The sequence below is a fragment of the Sphingobacteriales bacterium genome (genome assembly GCA_016699615.1).
Classification (GTDB): domain Bacteria; phylum Bacteroidota; class Bacteroidia; order Chitinophagales; family JADIYW01; genus JADJSS01.
This window is the reverse complement of record CP064984.1, coordinates 1-19,088: the sequence shown is the minus strand read 5'-3', so window position 1 is coordinate 19,088 and position 19,088 is coordinate 1. Positions and strand designations below refer to the sequence as shown.

At 30.2% G+C, this 19,088-nt stretch carries 16 protein-coding genes and 2 pseudogenes; 12 read left to right on the top strand and 6 right to left on the bottom strand.

Annotation, left to right across the window (positions count from 1 at the left end):
• Positions 1-83 precede the first annotated feature (83 nt).
• The 3 genes from IPK18_00090 (at position 84) to IPK18_00080 (ending at position 4,286) form a co-directional block, all read left to right on the top strand.
• Positions 84-2,303 (top strand): T9SS type A sorting domain-containing protein, encoded by a 2,220-nt coding sequence (locus IPK18_00090; protein ID QQR97980.1) that lies wholly within the window; start codon positions 84-86, stop codon positions 2,301-2,303.
• A 66-nt stretch (positions 2,304-2,369) separates the two neighbouring features.
• The gene (locus tag IPK18_00085; GenBank protein ID QQR97979.1) at positions 2,370-3,626 is read left to right on the top strand and encodes a DUF5103 domain-containing protein; all 1,257 of its coding nucleotides are present in this window, start codon (positions 2,370-2,372) and stop codon (positions 3,624-3,626) included.
• Between the two features lie 30 nt (positions 3,627-3,656).
• Positions 3,657-4,286: a 4Fe-4S cluster-binding domain-containing protein gene (locus IPK18_00080; protein QQR97978.1), complete on the top strand. Its 630-nt coding sequence runs from the start codon at positions 3,657-3,659 to the stop codon at positions 4,284-4,286.
• A 137-nt stretch (positions 4,287-4,423) separates the two neighbouring features.
• Here the strand turns inward: IPK18_00080 and IPK18_00075 are convergent, their stop codons facing one another.
• On the bottom strand, positions 4,424-4,804 hold the full coding sequence (locus IPK18_00075) for a diacylglycerol kinase family protein (protein ID QQR99267.1): 381 nt from the start codon (positions 4,802-4,804) through the stop codon (positions 4,424-4,426).
• Positions 4,805-4,930: 126 nt separating this feature from the next.
• On the opposite strand from IPK18_00075, the gene IPK18_00070 reads away from it, so the two are divergent.
• Both IPK18_00070 and IPK18_00065 read left to right on the top strand, forming a co-directional pair.
• Entirely contained in the window at positions 4,931-5,629 is a 699-nt protein-coding gene (locus IPK18_00070) for a glycosyltransferase (GenBank protein ID QQR99266.1), read from the top strand.
• Positions 5,630-5,663: 34 nt separating this feature from the next.
• Positions 5,664-6,671, top strand: coding sequence for a DUF288 domain-containing protein (locus tag IPK18_00065; GenBank protein ID QQR97977.1), 1,008 nt, complete (start codon positions 5,664-5,666; stop codon positions 6,669-6,671).
• 250 nt (positions 6,672-6,921) lie between these two features.
• Here the strand turns inward: IPK18_00065 and IPK18_00060 are convergent.
• From IPK18_00060 to IPK18_00050, 3 genes and pseudogenes are all read right to left on the bottom strand, one after another.
• Positions 6,922-7,886: pseudogene (locus IPK18_00060) on the bottom strand (transposase).
• A 123-nt stretch (positions 7,887-8,009) separates the two neighbouring features.
• Positions 8,010-8,729, bottom strand: a complete 720-nt coding sequence (bshB1, locus tag IPK18_00055) for a bacillithiol biosynthesis deacetylase BshB1 (protein QQR97976.1) — start codon at positions 8,727-8,729, stop codon at positions 8,010-8,012.
• A complete protein-coding gene (locus tag IPK18_00050; protein QQR97975.1) occupies positions 8,726-9,172 on the bottom strand; it encodes an energy transducer TonB in 447 nt (148 codons plus the stop codon). The genes bshB1 and IPK18_00050 overlap by 4 nt, the downstream gene beginning before the upstream one ends.
• Before the next feature lie 98 nt (positions 9,173-9,270).
• Between IPK18_00050 and IPK18_00045 the strand changes: the two genes are divergently transcribed.
• From IPK18_00045 to IPK18_00015, 7 genes and pseudogenes are all read left to right on the top strand, one after another.
• Positions 9,271-9,981, top strand: coding sequence for a YebC/PmpR family DNA-binding transcriptional regulator (locus tag IPK18_00045; protein QQR97974.1), 711 nt, complete (start codon positions 9,271-9,273; stop codon positions 9,979-9,981).
• Between the two features lie 85 nt (positions 9,982-10,066).
• Positions 10,067-11,167: an acyl-CoA dehydrogenase family protein gene (locus IPK18_00040; GenBank protein QQR97973.1), complete on the top strand. Its 1,101-nt coding sequence runs from the start codon at positions 10,067-10,069 to the stop codon at positions 11,165-11,167.
• Entirely contained in the window at positions 11,086-11,844 is a 759-nt protein-coding gene (locus IPK18_00035; protein QQR99265.1) for a hypothetical protein, read from the top strand. The genes IPK18_00040 and IPK18_00035 overlap by 82 nt, the downstream gene beginning before the upstream one ends.
• Positions 11,845-11,964: 120 nt before the next feature.
• Positions 11,965-13,282, top strand: a pseudogene (gene argH / locus IPK18_00030) (argininosuccinate lyase).
• 63 nt (positions 13,283-13,345) lie between these two features.
• Positions 13,346-14,155, top strand: coding sequence for a LysM peptidoglycan-binding domain-containing protein (locus IPK18_00025; protein QQR97972.1), 810 nt, complete (start codon positions 13,346-13,348; stop codon positions 14,153-14,155).
• A gap of 74 nt (positions 14,156-14,229) precedes the next feature.
• Positions 14,230-15,018 carry an acetylglutamate kinase gene (gene argB / locus IPK18_00020; protein QQR97971.1) on the top strand — a complete coding sequence of 263 codons (789 nt, stop codon included), beginning with the start codon at positions 14,230-14,232 and terminating at the stop codon, positions 15,016-15,018.
• Entirely contained in the window at positions 15,018-16,079 is a 1,062-nt protein-coding gene (locus tag IPK18_00015; GenBank protein QQR97970.1) for a M20/M25/M40 family metallo-hydrolase, read from the top strand. The genes argB and IPK18_00015 overlap by 1 nt, the downstream gene beginning before the upstream one ends.
• 51 nt (positions 16,080-16,130) lie before the next feature.
• On the opposite strand, the gene IPK18_00010 is transcribed toward IPK18_00015, so the two are convergent.
• Both IPK18_00010 and IPK18_00005 read right to left on the bottom strand, forming a co-directional pair.
• Positions 16,131-16,664 carry a hypothetical protein gene (locus IPK18_00010; protein QQR97969.1) on the bottom strand — a complete coding sequence of 178 codons (534 nt, stop codon included), beginning with the start codon at positions 16,662-16,664 and terminating at the stop codon, positions 16,131-16,133.
• 400 nt (positions 16,665-17,064) lie between these two features.
• Complete coding sequence (locus tag IPK18_00005; GenBank protein QQR97968.1) at positions 17,065-18,123, bottom strand: hypothetical protein; 1,059 nt, start codon at positions 18,121-18,123, stop codon at positions 17,065-17,067.
• Between the last annotated feature and the right edge of the window lie 965 nt (positions 18,124-19,088).

The window sequence follows — 19,088 nt, the reverse complement described above, 5'->3', positions numbered from 1 at the left end:
TAATATTTTTTTTATTACATTGCATAAGTATGCATAATTTTATAAAAAATGAATGTATATTTGTATATATAATCAGATATATTATGAGAAACATTTTACAAGCAACATTATTTGTATTAAGTATATTCATACTACAAAACGCCAAAGCACAAGACACTATTGTCTATATACCAGATGACAATTTTAAAGCAAAATTGCTGCAGGCAGATACAATCAATTTCGCTTTTGCACTTGATAGTCTATTTTATCCAATTAGAATTGACATAAACAATGATGGAGAAATACAACAAAATGAAGCAAACAGAGTTTATATATTAATGAATATTGCTGATTCCAATATTGCTACATTAGAAGGCATTAACTCGTTTATAAATTTAGTAGGAATTGGTATTTTTAGCACTTCATTAGCTCATTTAGATATTAGATTACCAAACCTATTGGATTTTAGTTGTGGTTATTGCAATCTTACAAACATAGACTTAAGTGGAATGCCAAAATTAGAGTATTTATCTTTAGATTATAATCAATTAACCAATTTAGATTTAAGTGCAAATCCAAATTTAGAGCTATTGTATTTAGATAATAATTTGCTTAACACATTAGATTTAAAAGCTAATACAAAATTGTATGAATTATTTTGCGATAATAACCAACTTACAAGTTTAGACATAAGTATGATACCAAATTTAGATATTTTATTTTGTTCTAATAATCAAATAACTAGTTTATTTCTAAAAAATAACAAAATGAATTATGATACTACTTCAAATATTTATTACGATTTTGGTGGAAACCTAGATTTAAAATATATTTGTGCTGATGAATTTGAAATAGGTGTCTTAAAACAAAAAATGGATTTTTTTGGATATACAGATGTAATTATAAATTCATTTTGTTCATCAAGTGCAGCTGGAAGTTTCTATAATTTGAATGTCGTTTCTCGCTACGATGCCAACAATAATGGTTGCACAGCACAAGATAGTCTATTTCCAAATTTAAAATATAAAATTAGCAATGCAACAGATTCAGGCTATGCCATATCAGATGCTAAAGGAAATATGAGTATAAACTTAGAAGCAGGTACATATACTATACAACCAATATTTACTCATCCATATTACACAATTTCTCCAAGTCAAGCCACAGTTAGCTTACCAGAAGATACCTTAAGTACACAGTTTTGTATTTTTCCAATAGCAACAATTAATGATGTTTCAGTTACTATTATTCCTACAGTTGCTGCACGTCCAGGCTTTTCAGATGCCACTTATGAAATTGTGTACACCAACAAAGGTAGCACTACAGTTGGTGGAACCATAGAGTTCAATTTTCAAGATTCACTGCAAGATTATCAAAGTTCAACTGAGGTGCCAACAAGCAACAGCAATGGTGTACTTACATTTGAATATAGTAACCTAAAATCATTTGAAAGTAGAAGTATTTTTGTTACACTACGTACCAATGCACCAACAGATGAACCAGCTGTAAATGGTGGCGATGTTTTAACACTTTCAGCAACTATTAATATGACTAATACACCAAATCAGAATGCTGATGATGATACATCAATTATTAGACAAACAGTAGTGAATAGTTTTGATCCAAATGATAAGCGTTGTTTGGAAGGCGATATCGTAACACCAGATTTAGTTGGCGATTTTGTGAATTACTTAATAAGATTTGAGAATGAAGGCACAGCAAGTGCCGTAAATATTGTAGTTACAGACAGAATAGACACCACAAAATTCGATGTCAGTACTTTAGAAATTACATCAACATCACACTCAAGTCGCACACTAATTTCAGAAGGTAATAAAGTACAATTCATTTTTGATAATATTCAACTACCACACACAGAACCAGACAAACATGGCTATGTAGCATTCAAAATAAAAACGAAAAGCAATTTAGTGATAGGAGATAGCCTAAAGAATTTTGCAGACATCTATTTTGATTACAATTTGCCAATTACCACCAACACAGTTGGCTCACGAATAGATACTTTTGCAAGAACAGGTGGCGTAACAAGTATCAAAAGCAATACAAACAAAGAAGGCAAACTGAGTATCTATCCAAATCCGAGCAATGGCAATTTCAAGATAGATTTTGTATCAAAAGGCAACTTTCCAATAGCAATAAAATTGATAGATTTGAATGGCAGAGTCATCAAACAGATAGAACAATCACATGATGAACGAAGCACACTAGACATATCAGAAAATCAATTATCAAATGGATTGTACCAAATCAGCATACAAACAGGCAAAGATATTTGGCAACAGAAACTGATGATAGTGAAGTAAAGCCATCAACAAAACATATTATTCTACACAAAAAATAGGTACGAATTTTGTATTATCTTTGGATAGATGTCTAAATTCATTATAAGTTATATCTTATTGCTGTTTTCTGTTTGTGTATATGGAAAAGTGTATGAAACTCAAACAAATGATCCAACACTAAAAACAGTACAATTATACCCAAAAAACAAACCACTTGATTTGCCAATCATGGGATTAAATGGTTCTGGAACATTAGAATTGCATTTCGATGATTTGGCGCAAACTAATAGAACTTATTACTATACAGTAATTCAATGTCATACAGATTGGACACCAACAATTCTTAATCAAATGGAATATATTGATGGCTTTATAGAATCAACAATATATGATTACGATTTCTCAGCTGGCGTAAAGCAAAAATATACACACTATCGTTTAGAAATTCCAAACCAAGACATGACAATTACAAAATCGGGTAATTACGTTCTTGTAGTATATGAAAATTCCATGCAAGAGCCATTGTTCACACATAGATTTATGGTAGCAGAAAATAGGGTTGGAGTGAATGCAAATGTTGCCTATGCAAGAAATTTATACGACAGAAATAAATTTCAAGATATTACTTTCACAATAAATTACAAAGGATATACTATTTTCAATCCACAAGTAGAAATAAGAGCTACAGTACTACAAAATAATAGATGGGACAATGCTGTTCAAAATGTTCCACCATATTTAGTTGGATTAAATACCATAAGCTACGATTACATGAATACTTTTCTTTTTCCTTCAGGAAGAGAATTTAGACAGTTTGATACACGATCATTAAGATTTAAAGGTCAGAATATTAGAGTATTAGATGTAAATAGAGACTATAATCAAGTTTATCTATTGTATGATTTACCATTAATGAATCAAAGCTACAATTTCTTTCAAGATATGAATGGTGGCTATTATATCGAGAATTTTGATTTGAATAATTACATGACTCAGGTAGATTATACTTGGGTGCAATTTAATATAGATTATAAAAAACCAATACCTAATGGCAAATTATATGTTGTTGGTGCATTTAATCAATGGAAATGTGATGAAAATTCTGAATTGGAATATATTGAAGATGAGCAAGCATATGTGGCAAACATTTATATGAAGCAAGGTTTATACAATTATGCATATGTTTTTGTAGATGACCAAGGCAAAAAGCACTATGATATTACAGAAGGATATTACGCTGATACAGAAAATAATTATACAATTCTAATATACCATACACCATTTGGAGAACGTTATGATAGAATTATTGCCATAAAAAATATAAATTCTCTCACAGATAGATAAGAATAACACATTATTTGTACTTTTGCATCAATGCTAAATTTTGATATTGAACGAGAAATTCCAGTAATGGAACATTTTTACACGATTCAAGGCGAAGGTTATTTTACAGGCACAGCAGCGTATTTTATTAGACTAGCTGGTTGTGATGTTGGTTGCCATTGGTGCGATGTTAAAGAATCTTGGACAGTAAAACAAAATCAATTATTGAGCTATGAAGCATTAATAAATGCCATTCAAAAAACACCAACAAAACTAATTGTAATCACTGGTGGCGAACCATTAATGTATGATATAAATACTTTAGTTAGTTATCTTAAGAAATTTGATTATCAAATAAATATAGAAACATCTGGAAGTTATAGTTTAAATACAAAATTAGATTGGATTTGCGTTTCGCCAAAGAAATTCAAAAATGTTTTACCAGAAGTTTTAGCACAAGCAGACGAACTAAAATGTATTATTTATAATGCATCAGATTTTGATTTTGCACTAAAAAATTATGAGAATTATAAATTACTAACTGACAAGGCAATAAAATTATATTTACAAGTTGAATGGTCAGTTCAAGAAAAAATGTTACCACAGATTATAGTGTTTGTAAAATTACATCCAGAATGGAATATTTCGTTACAAACACATAAATACTTAGATATACCATAATAAACTAGATATTTTAATCTACATATTTTTGTCTTATAATTTATATTATGTTAAATAGAGTTTTGCAAAATTATGGTTGATTATTAATTACTTATATAAACTTATGCTCTATTGACTTATTTATCAATAAGCTTCTACTATTTAAATAACAATAAAAATTTTGGAATAAAAATAATACAACCTACCACAAATGATGTTATTGCAGCTACCAATACTGCAGCAGCGCTCAAATCTTTTATTTTGCCTATGGTAATATTGTTTTCCATAGTCAAATAATTACACAGATTTTCAATCGCAGAATTTATCAATTCAGTCAAAAATACAATGCCAAACAGCACGCAAAGCGTAATCCACTCGCCTATTGAAATTTTAAAAATGAATCCACATGAAATTGCCAACAACATAAAAAATATATGAATTCTGGAATTATGCTCATCAGCAACCAATATTTTCATGCCATTTATAGCGTATTTGAAACTTTTAATTTGTTTAAGCAACGAAAATCTTTTTTTCTCCATCATAATTATCAATAAAATGTTAGCAAAATTAGTTAATGTTTTAGATACAATTATTTTAAATATACGTATTTTAGCGAAAAAAATTATAGAATGTATTTATACACGAATTGGGCAGCCACCATACCTATGGCTAATGAAGAAGAAGATTTTGCACCATTTGTAGATTTGCTCAAAAGAGTGATGGATGTAATTGGTACTGGGAAAATCTATTTTGTGATTGATAACGCATCTAAAGATAAGACATTAGAGTTGGCAAGAGCATTAGAAAAAGAAGATAATCGATTTGAAGTTATTTGGGCACCAGACAACAAAAATGTTGTAGACGCATATCTAAAAGGATTTCAGGTTGCTTATGATAATGGACATGATATAATTATTGAAATGGACGCAGGTCTTAGTCACGACCCAAGAGCAATTCCAATGTATTTACGCGTATTAAACGAAGGAAATGAATGTGCTTTTGGCTCAAGATTTATCAAAGATGGTTCAATGGGCGATTCTCCATGGCGAAGAAGATTATTGTCAAAATCTGGAACTGTGTTAGCTAATCTGCTTTTAGGTACAAGATTGTATGACATGACATCAGGATTTCAAGGTTTCCATAGAGAAATTATTGGAAAATTGTTAAAATATCCACTAAAATCCAAAGCACATTTTTACCAAACAGAAGTAAAATATTTGTTGAGAAAGCACAGAATTGCAGAAATTCCAATTCACTATCAAGCACCATCACCACGTGTGTCTTCAAAAGCTATAAAAAATGCGAATGAAACTTTACTTTGGTATTTTACACAGCGCCTAAAAGGTAATACACCATCAATTTAATAGATTAACATAAAAATTTGAAAATAAATACATTATGAAGAAAGCTTTAGTAATTACTTCAATAGCAAACGACCAACATCCAGTACTACAATTGTACGCAAAAAAATGTACAGAAATCAATATGCCTTTTATTTGTATTGGCGATACCAAATCTCCAACGGAATTTAAATTAGATGGTTGTGATTTTTGGAGTGTAGAGCGTCAATTAACACTTGATTCAAAATTTGCAAAAATTTGTCCAACAAGACATTATGCACGTAAAAATATAGGTTACTTGATAGCTATAGAACAAGGTTTTGAAGAATTAGTAGAAACAGATGATGATAATTTGCCAAAAGATGAGTTTTGGGACTTTAAAAATGAAAGACATGTTTCTGCATATGATGTTAAAGATATTGGTTGGGTAAATATTTATAAATATTATTCTAAAAACTTTATTTGGCCAAGAGGTTTGCCATTGCAAGAATTACAGAAAGCACATCCTGAATTGTCGAATTTTAGTGTAAAAAGTATAGATTGTCCAATTCAACAAGGTTTGGCTGACGAAAATCCAGATGTTGATGCAGTTTATAGATTAACTTATCCTCTTCCACTAAATTTTGATTTTGACCATAATATTGCTTTAGGAAATAATGCATGGAGTCCATTCAATAGTCAAAATACGCAATGGTACAAAGATGCATTTCCATTATTATATCTTCCAGCTTATTGTAGTTTTAGAATGACAGATATTTGGAGAAGTTTCGTTGCACAAAGAATTGCATGGGAAAATGATTGGAGTATCTTATATCATAAAGCTACAGTTTGGAAAGAAAGAAATGAACATAATTTATTGAAAGATTTTGAAGATGAAATTCCTGGATATCTTAATAATGCAAAAATTGCAAATGATTTAAGTGATTTATCACTTAAAGGTGGAAAAGATAACTTACTGAATGATTTGATTTTATGTTACGATATGTTAACTAAAAATGGATATGTTGGTAAAGAAGAAATGGAATTAGTACACGCTTGGAGTGATGATTTAAATAAAATTCTATAATTTATTTGTTATTAGAAAGTTATAGTTATATTTTTTATGTAGTAATTTATTAATATATTAGGTAATGGTGCAAAAAATAGTTGTTGATTTTGTTAAAAATAATGCTTAATATTCTACTGTCAACCAAAAGAGGAAGTAGGCTCTGCTGGAGAGCAACCTACCAGCAATATGGTTGATACAAATATGGTAATGGGCAGTCTTTAAGACTGCCTTATTTTTTATTACCAAATTGTTCTATGGCTAAAAAAACTCATTTCTGATTTTTAAAGTATAAATACCATTTAATGAAATTGGTTCTATGTTCCTTGGTCAATCCACGATGCATTAAAACATGACTTTTGAGATGCCCGAAGAATGCCTCTAAGCCATTAGTTGATTTTGGTATTCTTGGATTAAATAGATACGTAAATAAGTTAGGAATTGCGTTTCTAATATGAACAAATGCTTTACGAACCATTTTATGTTTATACCAATATCTATTTGTGGTAATGCTGTATGATTTTTCATTAATAAATGAGCTGTATTTTAAATGCCAGTCTAGCACTTGTTTTATCCAATCATGAGATTGCTCATGTGTAATAATGGTGTGTAATTGATGCACAATAGCTAGTAGCTCTACACCTGCAATATGTTTAGGTTGAGTAGTTAGCCAAGCTCTGCATTCTCTCTGTATATGAACTGTACAGCGTTGTAAATAAACCTGCTTACAAACTACCTTGATTGCTTTTAGTATCGATTTGTGACCGTCACATGTAATACTATCTATACGAATACCAAGCGATAAGATATTTTGTAAATCTTCTTTAATTTCTTCAAAATATTCACCATCAGTAATCCTATACAGTTGTGTGAGTTTTATCGTATCATCTCGGTAAATTATTAAGCAAATATTATTAGAAAAATAAGTGCCATCAATAAGCAAATTAAGTTGTTCAGATGGATAGAATTTATGCGTTGGTGCTTTTTGCAGATAAGTATCAAATAAGCTTTTTAAACTCCGAACACTATAATTACTTTCTATTGCTAAATCAGTAATTGTTTGTCTTTGTAAAATCCATTTTTAAACCAAATAAACTTGTTAGATAAACTAACAGATTTATTTTGTCTGATAAATAATAGACCACAATCTTTACATTTAAAACGTTGTTTACCTTTTTGAAAACCCCATTTTATTACATTGCTAGAACCACACGACCAGCACTTTTTTTTAGCCATTTTTTAAGTAAAAGAAATTAAATTGAAATCATTTTCAATAACCATACCCTAAACACCAATAAAAATTGACGCTTTAAGCCATTTTACCAACTATTTTTTGCTATTATACCATATATTAATAACTTAATGGATATCAAATATATTATCAACGCCAATTATAGTATTACAACTAAAGCCTTCTGCGTATTCAAAATTACATTGATTACCCATTTCTTTAGATCTTGCTATAATAAAATCAATATAATCTTCACTTGATATTTTTGTTTTTGGTTCATTTGTCGCATCACTTTTATAAAACTGTGATTCAAATGCTCTTATAGAATCAATTTTTTGTTCTATAAAATTACTGATATCAACAACAAAACTAGGTTCAACATACTGTTCTTGAATGTAATGAAATAGTTTTCTGGCACGCCAAGATTTTTGTTTTTCCATTCCTTCAAGACTTTCAATTTTTAGCAAGCCACTCAGGAAATTTGCACGTGCTACTAGTTCACCAGCTCTAGAATGATCAGGATGCCTATCTTTTATTGCATTACATAAAATCAACTCTGGCTGATATTTTCTTATTTTTTTTATGATACCAAGCAGATGTTGTTCATCAATCTCAAAAAAGCCATCTCTATACAATAAATTTTCCCTTATTGTAATTCCAAGTATTTTACTAGAATTTTCAGTTTCCTTTTTTCGAGTAGGCACATCTCCTCTAGAACTCAATTCTCCCTGAGTTAAATCTACAATTCCAATTTTCTTGCCCATGGCAACATATTTTGCGATGGTGCCTCCACATGCCAATTCAGCATCATCAGGATGTGCTGCAAATACTAATATATCTAATTTCATTTTTCAATTTTAATAGTGTAGTTATAGGTGTTATTTTGTTTTGTTATTTTTTTTTCTTCAACTTTGTTGTTCTTGCTTACTATATTATATTTCAATGTTGTTTGTGTTTTTGGTATTTGTATTGCTGGTAGTTTGAAAGTAACTTTTATCTTATGGCTTGATGTTATTCTTATTCCATGGTTATTTTGCGCTGAAAATTTCAAACCTTTTACCAATCTTATTGCTTCTGCATCACATTCAGTACTAATTCCTTTTAGAATTTTTGCATCACTTACATGTCCATCAAAATCTACAGTATAGGCAACAAGAACTTTACCTTCTACCCTATTTTTTATTGCAATTTCTGGATATTTTAAATTTTCAGAAAAATATTTTCTCATCGCAACAGTTCCACCAGGATACTCCTGTTTTTTTATGAAATTTTGTTTCTTTTTTACGTTCATAATTTTTGTATAATAGCCTAAGTTAGTATATTTGCGACCAAAATTTCTGCATAAATATATAGATTTTTATTTTTTTAATTCATTATAAAATTTTTAAGATGGGAAGAGCGTTTGAATATAGAAAAGCATCAAAAATGGCACGCTGGGATAAAATGGCAAAAAACTTTACTCGTGTAGGTAGAGAAATTGCCATTGCTGTAAAAGCAGGCGGTGCTATTCCAGAAAACAATCCAATGCTACGTCGTGCAATTCAAAATGCCAAAAGTGTACAAATGCCAAAAGACAGAGTTGAAGCTGCAATAAAAAGAGCAACATCTAAAGATGAAAAAGCATACGAAGAAGTAGTGTACGAAGGCATGGGACCACATGCAGTAGCAATTGTTATAGAAACAGCTACAGACAATCCAGTACGTACTGTTGCCAATCTACGTACAATATTGAATAAAAATGGTGGCTCAATGGGTACTTCTGGTATGCATGATTTTATTTTTGATAGAAAAGGTGTTTTCACAATTAATTCAACTGGATTAAATAAAGATGATTTAGAATTAGAATTGATAGATGCTGGTTTAGATAATTTAGAAACAAACGATGAAGGTCAGTTTGTAATTTATGCAGCATTTCAAGATTTTGGTTCTATGCAAAATGCTTTAGAAGCAAGAAAAATTGAAGTAATTAAATCAGAATTACAAAGATTGCCTAATCATACAAAAGAACTATCTGAAGAACAGGTTGATGAAGTATTAGAATTGATAGACAAATTAGAGCAAGATGATGATGTACAACATGTATTCCACAATCTTTCTTAAATTACTTATCAATAAATTAAAATATACCAATACAAAAATTACACAATAAACAATAATTTAGCTAACAATAAATAGAAATAATAGCATGGAAGAAATTAAATCATTAAAAGGTGGAGAATTTGTAATAAAAGATTCTACTCCAGCACAAGTTTTTACACCAGAAGATCATACAGAAGAGCAACTTATGGTTCGTCAAAAGGCTTCTGATTTCGTAGAAAAAGAAGTAATGACCAAAACTAAAGAAATTGAAAAACAACAAGAAGGTTTATCAAAATCTTTACTAGAAAAAGCAGGAGAATTAGGCTTATTATCAACAGCTATTCCAGCACAATACAATGGTATGGAACAAGATGTAATTACAGGTTGTATTATTGCTGAAGAATATGGACGCACAGGCTCTTTTGCTACTACAGCAATAGCACACATCGGTATTGGTACATTACCAACATTATACTTTGGTACAGATGCACAAAAAGAAAAATATTTGCCAAAATTAGCTACAGGCGAATGGGCAGCATCTTATTGCTTAACTGAGCCAAACGCAGGTTCTGATGCTTTAGGTGCAAAAACAACAGCTACACTTTCAGAAGATGGTAAATCTTGGATTTTAAACGGACAAAAAATGTGGATTACAAACGCAGGCTTTGCAGATTTGTTCACAGTTTTTGCAAAAATTGATGGCAAAGAATTTACAGGATTTTTAGTAGAAAAAGGTACACCAGGTTTAAGTCTAGGTGCAGAAGAAGATAAATTAGGTATCAAAGGTTCATCTACAAGACAAGTATTTTTCGAGAATTGTAAAATTCCAGTAGAAAATATGTTGGGCGAAAGAGGAAAAGGTCACTTAATTGCATTCAATATATTAAACATAGGAAGATACAAATTAGGTGCAACAGCATTAGGTGGCGCAAGACAAGCATTTAACATGGCTGTTACTTATGCAAATGAAAGACATCAATTTGGACAACCTATTGCAAATTTTGGCGCTATACAACATAAAATTGCAGAAATGGCAATTAAAATATTTGCTTTAGAAGTATCAACATATAGATGTGCCAATGATATTGGGAAAATGGAACACGAAGCTTTAGCTAGTGGTACAGAATTTTCAAAAGCATTATTAAGTCTGCAGATGAATATTCAATTGAATGTTCTATCATTAAAGTTCTCGGTTCTGAAGTATTAGATTATATTGTAGATGAAAATGTACAAATACATGGAGGAATGGGATATTCTGAAGAAACAGGAGCACCAAGAGCATTTAGAGATTCTAGAATTGCAAGAATATATGAAGGCACAAATGAAATCAACAGATTATTATCTATTGATATGTTGTTGAAAAAAGCGATGTCTGGCAAAATTGATTTGATGACACCAGGAATGGCAATTCAAAAAGAATTAATGGGCGTTCCAGAATTTGGTGATGAAAGTGATGCACCTTTTGCAGCAGAAGAAAAAGCACTTACCAATGCAAAGAAAGCATTCTTATTAGTAGCTGGTGGTGCAGTGCAAAAATTAATGGCAAAACTTAAGAACGAACAAGAAATAATAATGAATGCAGCAGATATCTTAATAGATATTTACACAGCAGAATCATTATTACTTCGTGTGAAAAAGATATACGAAAAAGGCGAAAAAACTGACCAAGTATATACAGACATCTTAAAAGTATTCTTTAACGATGCAATGAATAGAATAAACGTAGCTGGAAAAGACGCATTACAATCTTATGCTGAAGGCGATGAACTAAGAATTATGTTGATGGGCTTAAAGAGATTTACAAAATACGAGCCAGTAAATGTAAAAGAAGCACGCAGAAGAATTGCAGCAAAAGTATTAGCAGCTGGAAAGTACAACTTATAATATTTTCTATAAACTGAAATATTTGAATGTTCTACAGCAATGTAGAACATTTTTTTATACAAGTAATCAATCAAAATTTATAAAAGAAATGTATTTTTGAGTACATACAACAATTAAATTATGGCAAAAATCTGGCAAAAAAATAACTTAGAAGCAAGTGAAATTGCAAAGATAGTTGAACAATTTACTGTTGGCAAAGATAGAGAATTAGACACTGTTCTAGCAAAGTTTGATGTACTTGGCTCATTGGCACATATTCAAATGCTTGCTGAAGTTGGCTTAATGGAAAAAAATGAATTGCCAATTTTACAACAAGAACTCAAAGCAATCTATCAACAAATAATAGATAATAAATTTGAACTACACCAAGACAGTGAAGATATTCATTCTGAAATAGAATTTAGATTAACTGAAAAAGTTGGCGACATTGGCAAAAAAATCCATGCAGGAAGAAGCAGAAACGACCAAGTATTAGTTGATATTAAATTATACTCAAGAACAAAAATAAAAGAAGTAGTTGAGCAAACAGATGTACTATTTAAAACATTAATTAAATTAGCACAACAGTACAAAGATACTTTGTTGCCAGGCTACACACATTTGCAAATTGCTATGCCAAGCTCATTTGGATTATGGTTTTCAGCCTATGCAGAAAGTCTAACAGATGATATTGAAACAGTTTTTGCAGCATATAATTTAGCCAATAAAAATCCATTAGGTTCTGGCGCAGGCTACGGAAGCTCATTCCCATTAAATAGAAAAATGACAACTGAGCTTTTAGGATTTAATGACTTAAACTACAATGTAGTATATGCACAAATGAATAGAGGCAAAATGGAAAAAGTAGTTAGCAATGCATTAGCCAATATAGCATCTACCCTATCCAAACTAGCGATGGATGCCACATTGTACATCAATCAAAATTTTGGTTTTATTTCCTTTCCTGATGTATTAACAACAGGCTCGTCCATTATGCCACACAAAAAAAACCCAGATGTATTTGAATTAATAAGAGCAAAATGCAATAAGCTAATCAACTTACCCAATCAAATATCAAGCATTACCAATAATTTACCATCAGGTTATCACAGAGATTTACAAATCATCAAAGAAGATTATCTAAATAGTTTTGATACTTTAATAGATTGTATTAAAATGACAAACTTAATGCTAACGCACATAGAAATAAAGGAAAGCATCTTAGATGATGAGAAATACAAATATCTTTTTAAATGGAATGACTTTTAGAGATGCATATATTGCTGTTGGTAAGCAAGTAGAAAGTGGTACATACCAAAAACCAGCAGAACTAAAGCATACTTTAGAAGGCAGTATTGGCAATCTTTGTCTAGATGAAATTGATAAACAAATGAAAAGAAATATTGAGAAATTCAATTTTCAACATTGGATGAATAAAGAAAATCAATTAATTATTTAAAATTTGGCAAAGTTTTTGTAATATTACTTCTAAATAATTCACAAACAAAAAATAATAATTAGAATGAAAAGTAAATTTTTAACTTTAATTGTAGCCTTAGTTGCACTACAATCTAGTGTAATGGCACAGAACATCCAAGATTTAATTAACAAGGCAAGTGCTGCAATGTCTAATGTGAAAACTTGCACCTATGATTTCCATTCACAAGAAAGATTCAAAGGTGGAAAGATGATTACATCACACATCCAATTTAAAATCCAAGAAACACCAGTTAGAAAAGTATATGCGAACTCATTAGTGCCACAAAAAGCACAACTTTTATATGTTCCATCAGTACAATCTAAAGTAAAAGTAAAAAAAGGATTAAACTTAAACTTAGAATTAACTAGTGGATTGTTAATGAAAGAACAGCATCAAACAATTGACAGAGCTGGTTTTGGAAGAATCAAAAAAGTATTAATGACTAGCATCAATGCAAGAAAAGGCGAAGACTTAAACAAATACGCAAAAATAGTTGGTTCTGTTCAATATGATGGAAAAGATTGCTACAAAATAGAAATCAATGATCCTGAATATAAAATTATAAACTATACAGTAAAAGCTGGACAAACTACAGTATGGAAAGTTGGTGAAGCATTAGCAGTACCTGAATATAGAATTAAAGAGTTGAATGATATTGACGATGACTTAAAAGTTGGTCAAGTAATTAAAATACCATCTTCTTATGCTAAAAAAACAACTATCTATTTAGATAAAGCTACAAACTTACCATTATATCAAAAAATGGAAGATGACAAAGGTACTTACGAAATTTATGAGATGAAAAATCTTAAAATAAATGTACCATTATCAGACGAAGATTTTAAATTATAAAATAAATTAGCTAAACATTTTTCTAAAACGTCTTTCAATTTTGAAAGACGTTTTTTAATTTTACAACAATCAATATGGAAGAAATATTAGTAATAAAAATTGGCGGAAATATTATAGATGATGAAAATGCATTAGCAGATTTCTTACATAGTTTTTCAAAGATAAATCAACCTAAAATACTAATTCATGGTGGAGGAAAATTGGCAACTCAATTGTCTACAAAAATGAACATTGAAACAAAGATGATTGATGGTAGAAGAATTACAGATGCAGAAACACTGAAAATTGTAACTATGGTGTATGCTGGCTACATCAATAAAAATATAGTAGCCAAATTGCAATCCAATCATTGCAATGCAATTGGTTTGTCTGGCGCTGATGCCAAATTAATACAAGCACACAAAAGAAAACATCCAAGTATAGATTATGTTTTTGTTGGAGACATTACTACAATCAATACTTCATTGCTGATAGATTTAGTAGAAAAAGGCTACGCTCCTATTGTTGCGCCAATTTGTGCAGATGCTGAAGGGCAATTGCTCAACACGAATGCAGATACTATTGCATCAAGCATTGCCATTGCACTAGCAGAACGTATTAATATAAAATTATATTATTGTTTTGAAAAGAAAGGTTTGTTGGCAAATATCGAAGACGAAACATCAAACATAAAAGAAATAAATATCAATGATATTCAAATAATGATTGATAATCAATCTATTGTTGCTGGTATGATTCCAAAAGTACAAAATATTAAGCAAGCAATATTGCAAGGTGTCTCAGAAGTTACACTATGCCATGCACAAGATTTACTAGATATTGTACATAAAAATAGTATATTTGGTACAACCTTTAAAAACTAATGAAAACAACTATTGAACAAAAAATCACAAAATTACTCTGTCAGCTCATCGAAACAAAATCGCTGAGCAAAGAAGAGCAAGATGCCAAGCAATTATTGGTCAAATTCTTTAAAAAAGAAAAAATACCATACGAAACAAAACTCAATAATATTTGGGTGAAGAACAAGCATTTTAATTTTCTAAAACCTACTATCCTACTCAATTCACATATTGATACCGTGAAACCAGTGAATGGCTGGACAAAAGAACCATACCAAGCCATTTTTGAAGAAGACAAATTAATTGGATTAGGTGTAAATGATGCTGGTGCAGCTTTAGTTTGTTTATTAGGTACATTTTTACATTATTACGAAGCCGAAGATTTAAGTTATAATATCATTTTTGCTGCCACAGCCGAAGAAGAAATTTCTGGTGTAAATGGCATTGCGTCTATTGAAGAAATAACAAGCACATGCGAGTTTGCAATTGTTGGCGAACCAACAGAAATGAAAATGGCTATTGCAGAAAAAGGCTTAATGGTCATAGATGCCGAAATAAAAGGCAAAGCAGGACATGCAGCACGCAACGAAGGTATCAATGCAATATACCTTGCAATTAAAGATTTGCAATGGATAGAGAACTATCAATTCAAGAAAATCAATTCACATCTTGGACCAATAAAATTAACTGTTTCAATCATTAACGCAGGCACACAACACAATGTAATACCTGACGTATGTAAATATACCATAGATGTGCGTACCATTCCAGAATACACACACGAGCAAGTATTAGAAATTCTTAGAGACAACTTAAAGGCTGAGATAAAGCCACGTTCAACAAGATTAAATCCATCGAGTATTGATAAAGAACATAATATTGTAAAATCTGCTGAGAAACTAGGTATAGACACTTTTGGTTCTGCAACACTATCAGACCAAGCATTGCTCAAAATACCATCAGTAAAAATAGGACCAGGCAAATCTGAGCGTTCGCACACTGCAGATGAATACATCTATGTATCAGAAATAACAAATGGCTTAAGCACCTACATCAAACTATTGGAGAACATAATACATTAATATATAACCAAAATTACATTGTATGAATTCAAATGATGTTAACGGCAGTTTTTAGGAATATACATAAAATGAATCAACAATAGATAATGAAGTTAACTTTCCTGTACGATCATTTCTAGTTTGCCAGATTCCATTCCAATAATACCACCCTGAATTTTTGGGTTTAAATTTAAAAAACGCATTACTACCATTTCCCAACGAATTTGAAATGGGTACAGAGAACTTAAATGAATCTATAAATATTCTATTTGGAGTTGGTTCATTATATAAAAAAGCATTTGATAGGACATCTTGAGTTTTCACATAAGACTCATTTGCTTCATAAAAATCATTGTGTTTTATTTTTCTAGAATTAGGATTGTTTATAATTATTTTCTTTTCAAAAACGACGCCACAAATAGTAAATTCATTTGCATGAACTTCTACTAAGGAATCGTACACAAGCTGAACGATTCGATTTTGCTTTTTTAAAGAATCATTTAATATTATATTTTGACTTTCTAATAAATTTATTTTTTGTAAATCTTGTTTATTATGACAAGATGTTATCAGATAATAAATTATTATAAATGTACTTATTTTCATTTTATGTAGAATGCTCTATAAAAATTGTCTATAACGTGCGGCGTATTTTCGAAGTTACGAACTGCAAACGAAGTTTACAATTTTTAAAATCTAATATAAATATACATAATACATAATTGTGTATATTTATTTGTTAAAAATATTTTCTATTCATAATCTTTTTATTACCATATTATATATTAAATATGTTTTTGTGTATTTAAATGGTTTCAATGCTATTGTATAATACCATAGGAACTCCTACCCCTTTTCTAACATAAGCTTCTATTTTAATTTAATACCATAATGATTATCAATACGATATTAAGAAACTGTGATGTATTGTTGGTTTTTTTATGGCAAAAATATTTTTATTATTTTTTATATAGATAAGTAGTGATATTAAGTCGTAGTAATTCTATTATTTTTTTAAAATAAATCTGATACCAACCTTACCTGCATAGTCAATACCATCTAATCGAATTTGATTTGCAGAAATTTGTACCACATTATAGATATCTGCACGAACATCATTGCCTGCATAATTTAGAGTTTCTTGTGTAAGAATTACATTTTCTGTTGTGTTTTTACGATATGAGTATTGCTTACTTGTTAAAACAATTACTCTTTTGTTTATTACATCATAAGCCCAATTTCCTGAAGCATCACTATAGTTTTTTATATTTACAACTCTTCCATTTCCATTATTGGCACAAACATAATTCCAATCTTGACCTGTTCCATTTTCATCTTGATATAAGCGTTGTGTGGTAGTAGAAAAGTTCCAAAATAAGTCTTCTGTGAAGTTGTAAGGTCCCGTAAATTCGTATGTGTTAGAGTTACAATCAACTAATTCTGAATTAATTGAATTGTTTTTTGGATATGAATCTGCTCCATAACCAATTTCTTCAATGCTTTGAACGTGCCAATTCCCTTTTAAAAAATCGGCTCCACCAAATCCAATAACTCTATAACAAATTTTGATGGCATTGCTCACTTCATTTTGAGCGTTATAAATGTAATATGTTATACAAAACGTACCAGGTTGTATAGTTCCTGGATTTACATTTAGAAATCCACTACTATCTGATAAAATCTGTAATCCAATTGAATTGTTTGTTTTCCTTAAATTTATAGAAGAAGCAGGCACATCAAAATAATTATTTGCACCATCTACTTTTACATAAACACCAGCAATATCATCGATATTGGTAGTTAAAATTGGTAATCCAAATTGAACGTTAGCAATAACTGCTTGATTTGTTGCAATAGGATTAAAGAGCTTTGGTGCTGTTGTATTTGAACTTGGCAGCGAAGGATTTCCTAGTTTCAATTCTGCGCCAAAAATTGAGAAGTTAGATGTAACTTCATTTGGATCTAACGGATTTTCAGTTATTGTATTGTTATTTGAGTTGTCTTTTTTGCAAGAAAATGCTAAAAGTGCGAATAAAACGATGGAAAATAATCTAATTTTTTTCATAATTTTTTTTGTTTTTAATTTTTGATAACTATCTAGTTTAAAGATAAATAAAATTATTATGATATAAAACAATTCGCTAAATAATTTTACATCATAAGATGGTTAGCAGGAAAAATAGAAGCGTCGGCGCAAAATAAATGTGGCACAAAATAGCTTCGCCTTTTGCACATCGTGCGGCGGATTACATCCGTTGATGCGTTTAGGCTCGCTACGCTCGACCTTCAACACATCAACGGATTTGCAAAATTACTTCACTTGCAAACTTCGTTTGCAGTTCGTAACTTCGCAAATCCGCCGCACGTTAAAAATATTTTTTCTTCATAAGCTTATTATTATCAATATTCTATGTTAAATATGTTTTTGCGTATTTTAAATATCCTGTCGTATTATTTCTTCCTTATTTCATTTGTGTATATCCAAAATGCGCAACTTGTTTTCTGCTTTATCTTGATGATGTTTATTGAAATTCCTTACTACCTAAAATTGTTTGATGTCATTGCCTTGAAAATGGCAATCTCATGTTTCTAAGTGTTTAGGAGATTACCACTTTCGTGGTAATGACAATAACATTTCTATATTTTTAAACTTATTTCTTGATAAAATGTGTCTATTTACTTTCTTTGTCTTGATACAAGAATGTAATACTTACTTTTTTTCTTGATAAAAAAAGTAACAAAAAAATCAAGTTCAAGCTGAGGCACTTTGCCATGCTCTTGGCTTCAGCTTGAAAAATCTTACTTCTTTAAATCATCTTGTTTTGTTTTGCTTGTGCTTGTTTAGTGTTTGTATTATAACATAAATACATTGGCATGTTGGTTAGAAAACCAATATGCCAAAGAGAAATCAATAATGACGTGGGTGAATTATTCTATACCAAATATCTAAAAATAATAATTGCTAAAATTGTCAAAACAATAAGTGTTGGCGAAACTTTGTTTATTATTAAATCAGGTTTTATATTGTTC

Coding starts and splice junctions, on each gene's coding strand:
- IPK18_00090 (QQR97980.1), top strand. CDS start 84: ATGAGAAACATTTTACAAGCAACATTATTTGTATTAAGTATATTCATA.
- IPK18_00085 (QQR97979.1), top strand. CDS start 2,370: ATGTCTAAATTCATTATAAGTTATATCTTATTGCTGTTTTCTGTTTGT.
- IPK18_00080 (QQR97978.1), top strand. CDS start 3,657: ATGCTAAATTTTGATATTGAACGAGAAATTCCAGTAATGGAACATTTT.
- IPK18_00075 (QQR99267.1), bottom strand. CDS start 4,804: ATGGAGAAAAAAAGATTTTCGTTGCTTAAACAAATTAAAAGTTTCAAA.
- IPK18_00070 (QQR99266.1), top strand. CDS start 4,931: ATGGCTAATGAAGAAGAAGATTTTGCACCATTTGTAGATTTGCTCAAA.
- IPK18_00065 (QQR97977.1), top strand. CDS start 5,664: ATGAAGAAAGCTTTAGTAATTACTTCAATAGCAAACGACCAACATCCA.
- bshB1 (QQR97976.1), bottom strand. CDS start 8,729: ATGAAATTAGATATATTAGTATTTGCAGCACATCCTGATGATGCTGAA.
- IPK18_00050 (QQR97975.1), bottom strand. CDS start 9,172: ATGAACGTAAAAAAGAAACAAAATTTCATAAAAAAACAGGAGTATCCT.
- IPK18_00045 (QQR97974.1), top strand. CDS start 9,271: ATGGGAAGAGCGTTTGAATATAGAAAAGCATCAAAAATGGCACGCTGG.
- IPK18_00040 (QQR97973.1), top strand. CDS start 10,067: ATGGAAGAAATTAAATCATTAAAAGGTGGAGAATTTGTAATAAAAGAT.
- IPK18_00025 (QQR97972.1), top strand. CDS start 13,346: ATGAAAAGTAAATTTTTAACTTTAATTGTAGCCTTAGTTGCACTACAA.
- argB (QQR97971.1), top strand. CDS start 14,230: ATGGAAGAAATATTAGTAATAAAAATTGGCGGAAATATTATAGATGAT.
- IPK18_00015 (QQR97970.1), top strand. CDS start 15,018: ATGAAAACAACTATTGAACAAAAAATCACAAAATTACTCTGTCAGCTC.
- IPK18_00010 (QQR97969.1), bottom strand. CDS start 16,664: ATGAAAATAAGTACATTTATAATAATTTATTATCTGATAACATCTTGT.
- IPK18_00005 (QQR97968.1), bottom strand. CDS start 18,123: ATGAAAAAAATTAGATTATTTTCCATCGTTTTATTCGCACTTTTAGCA.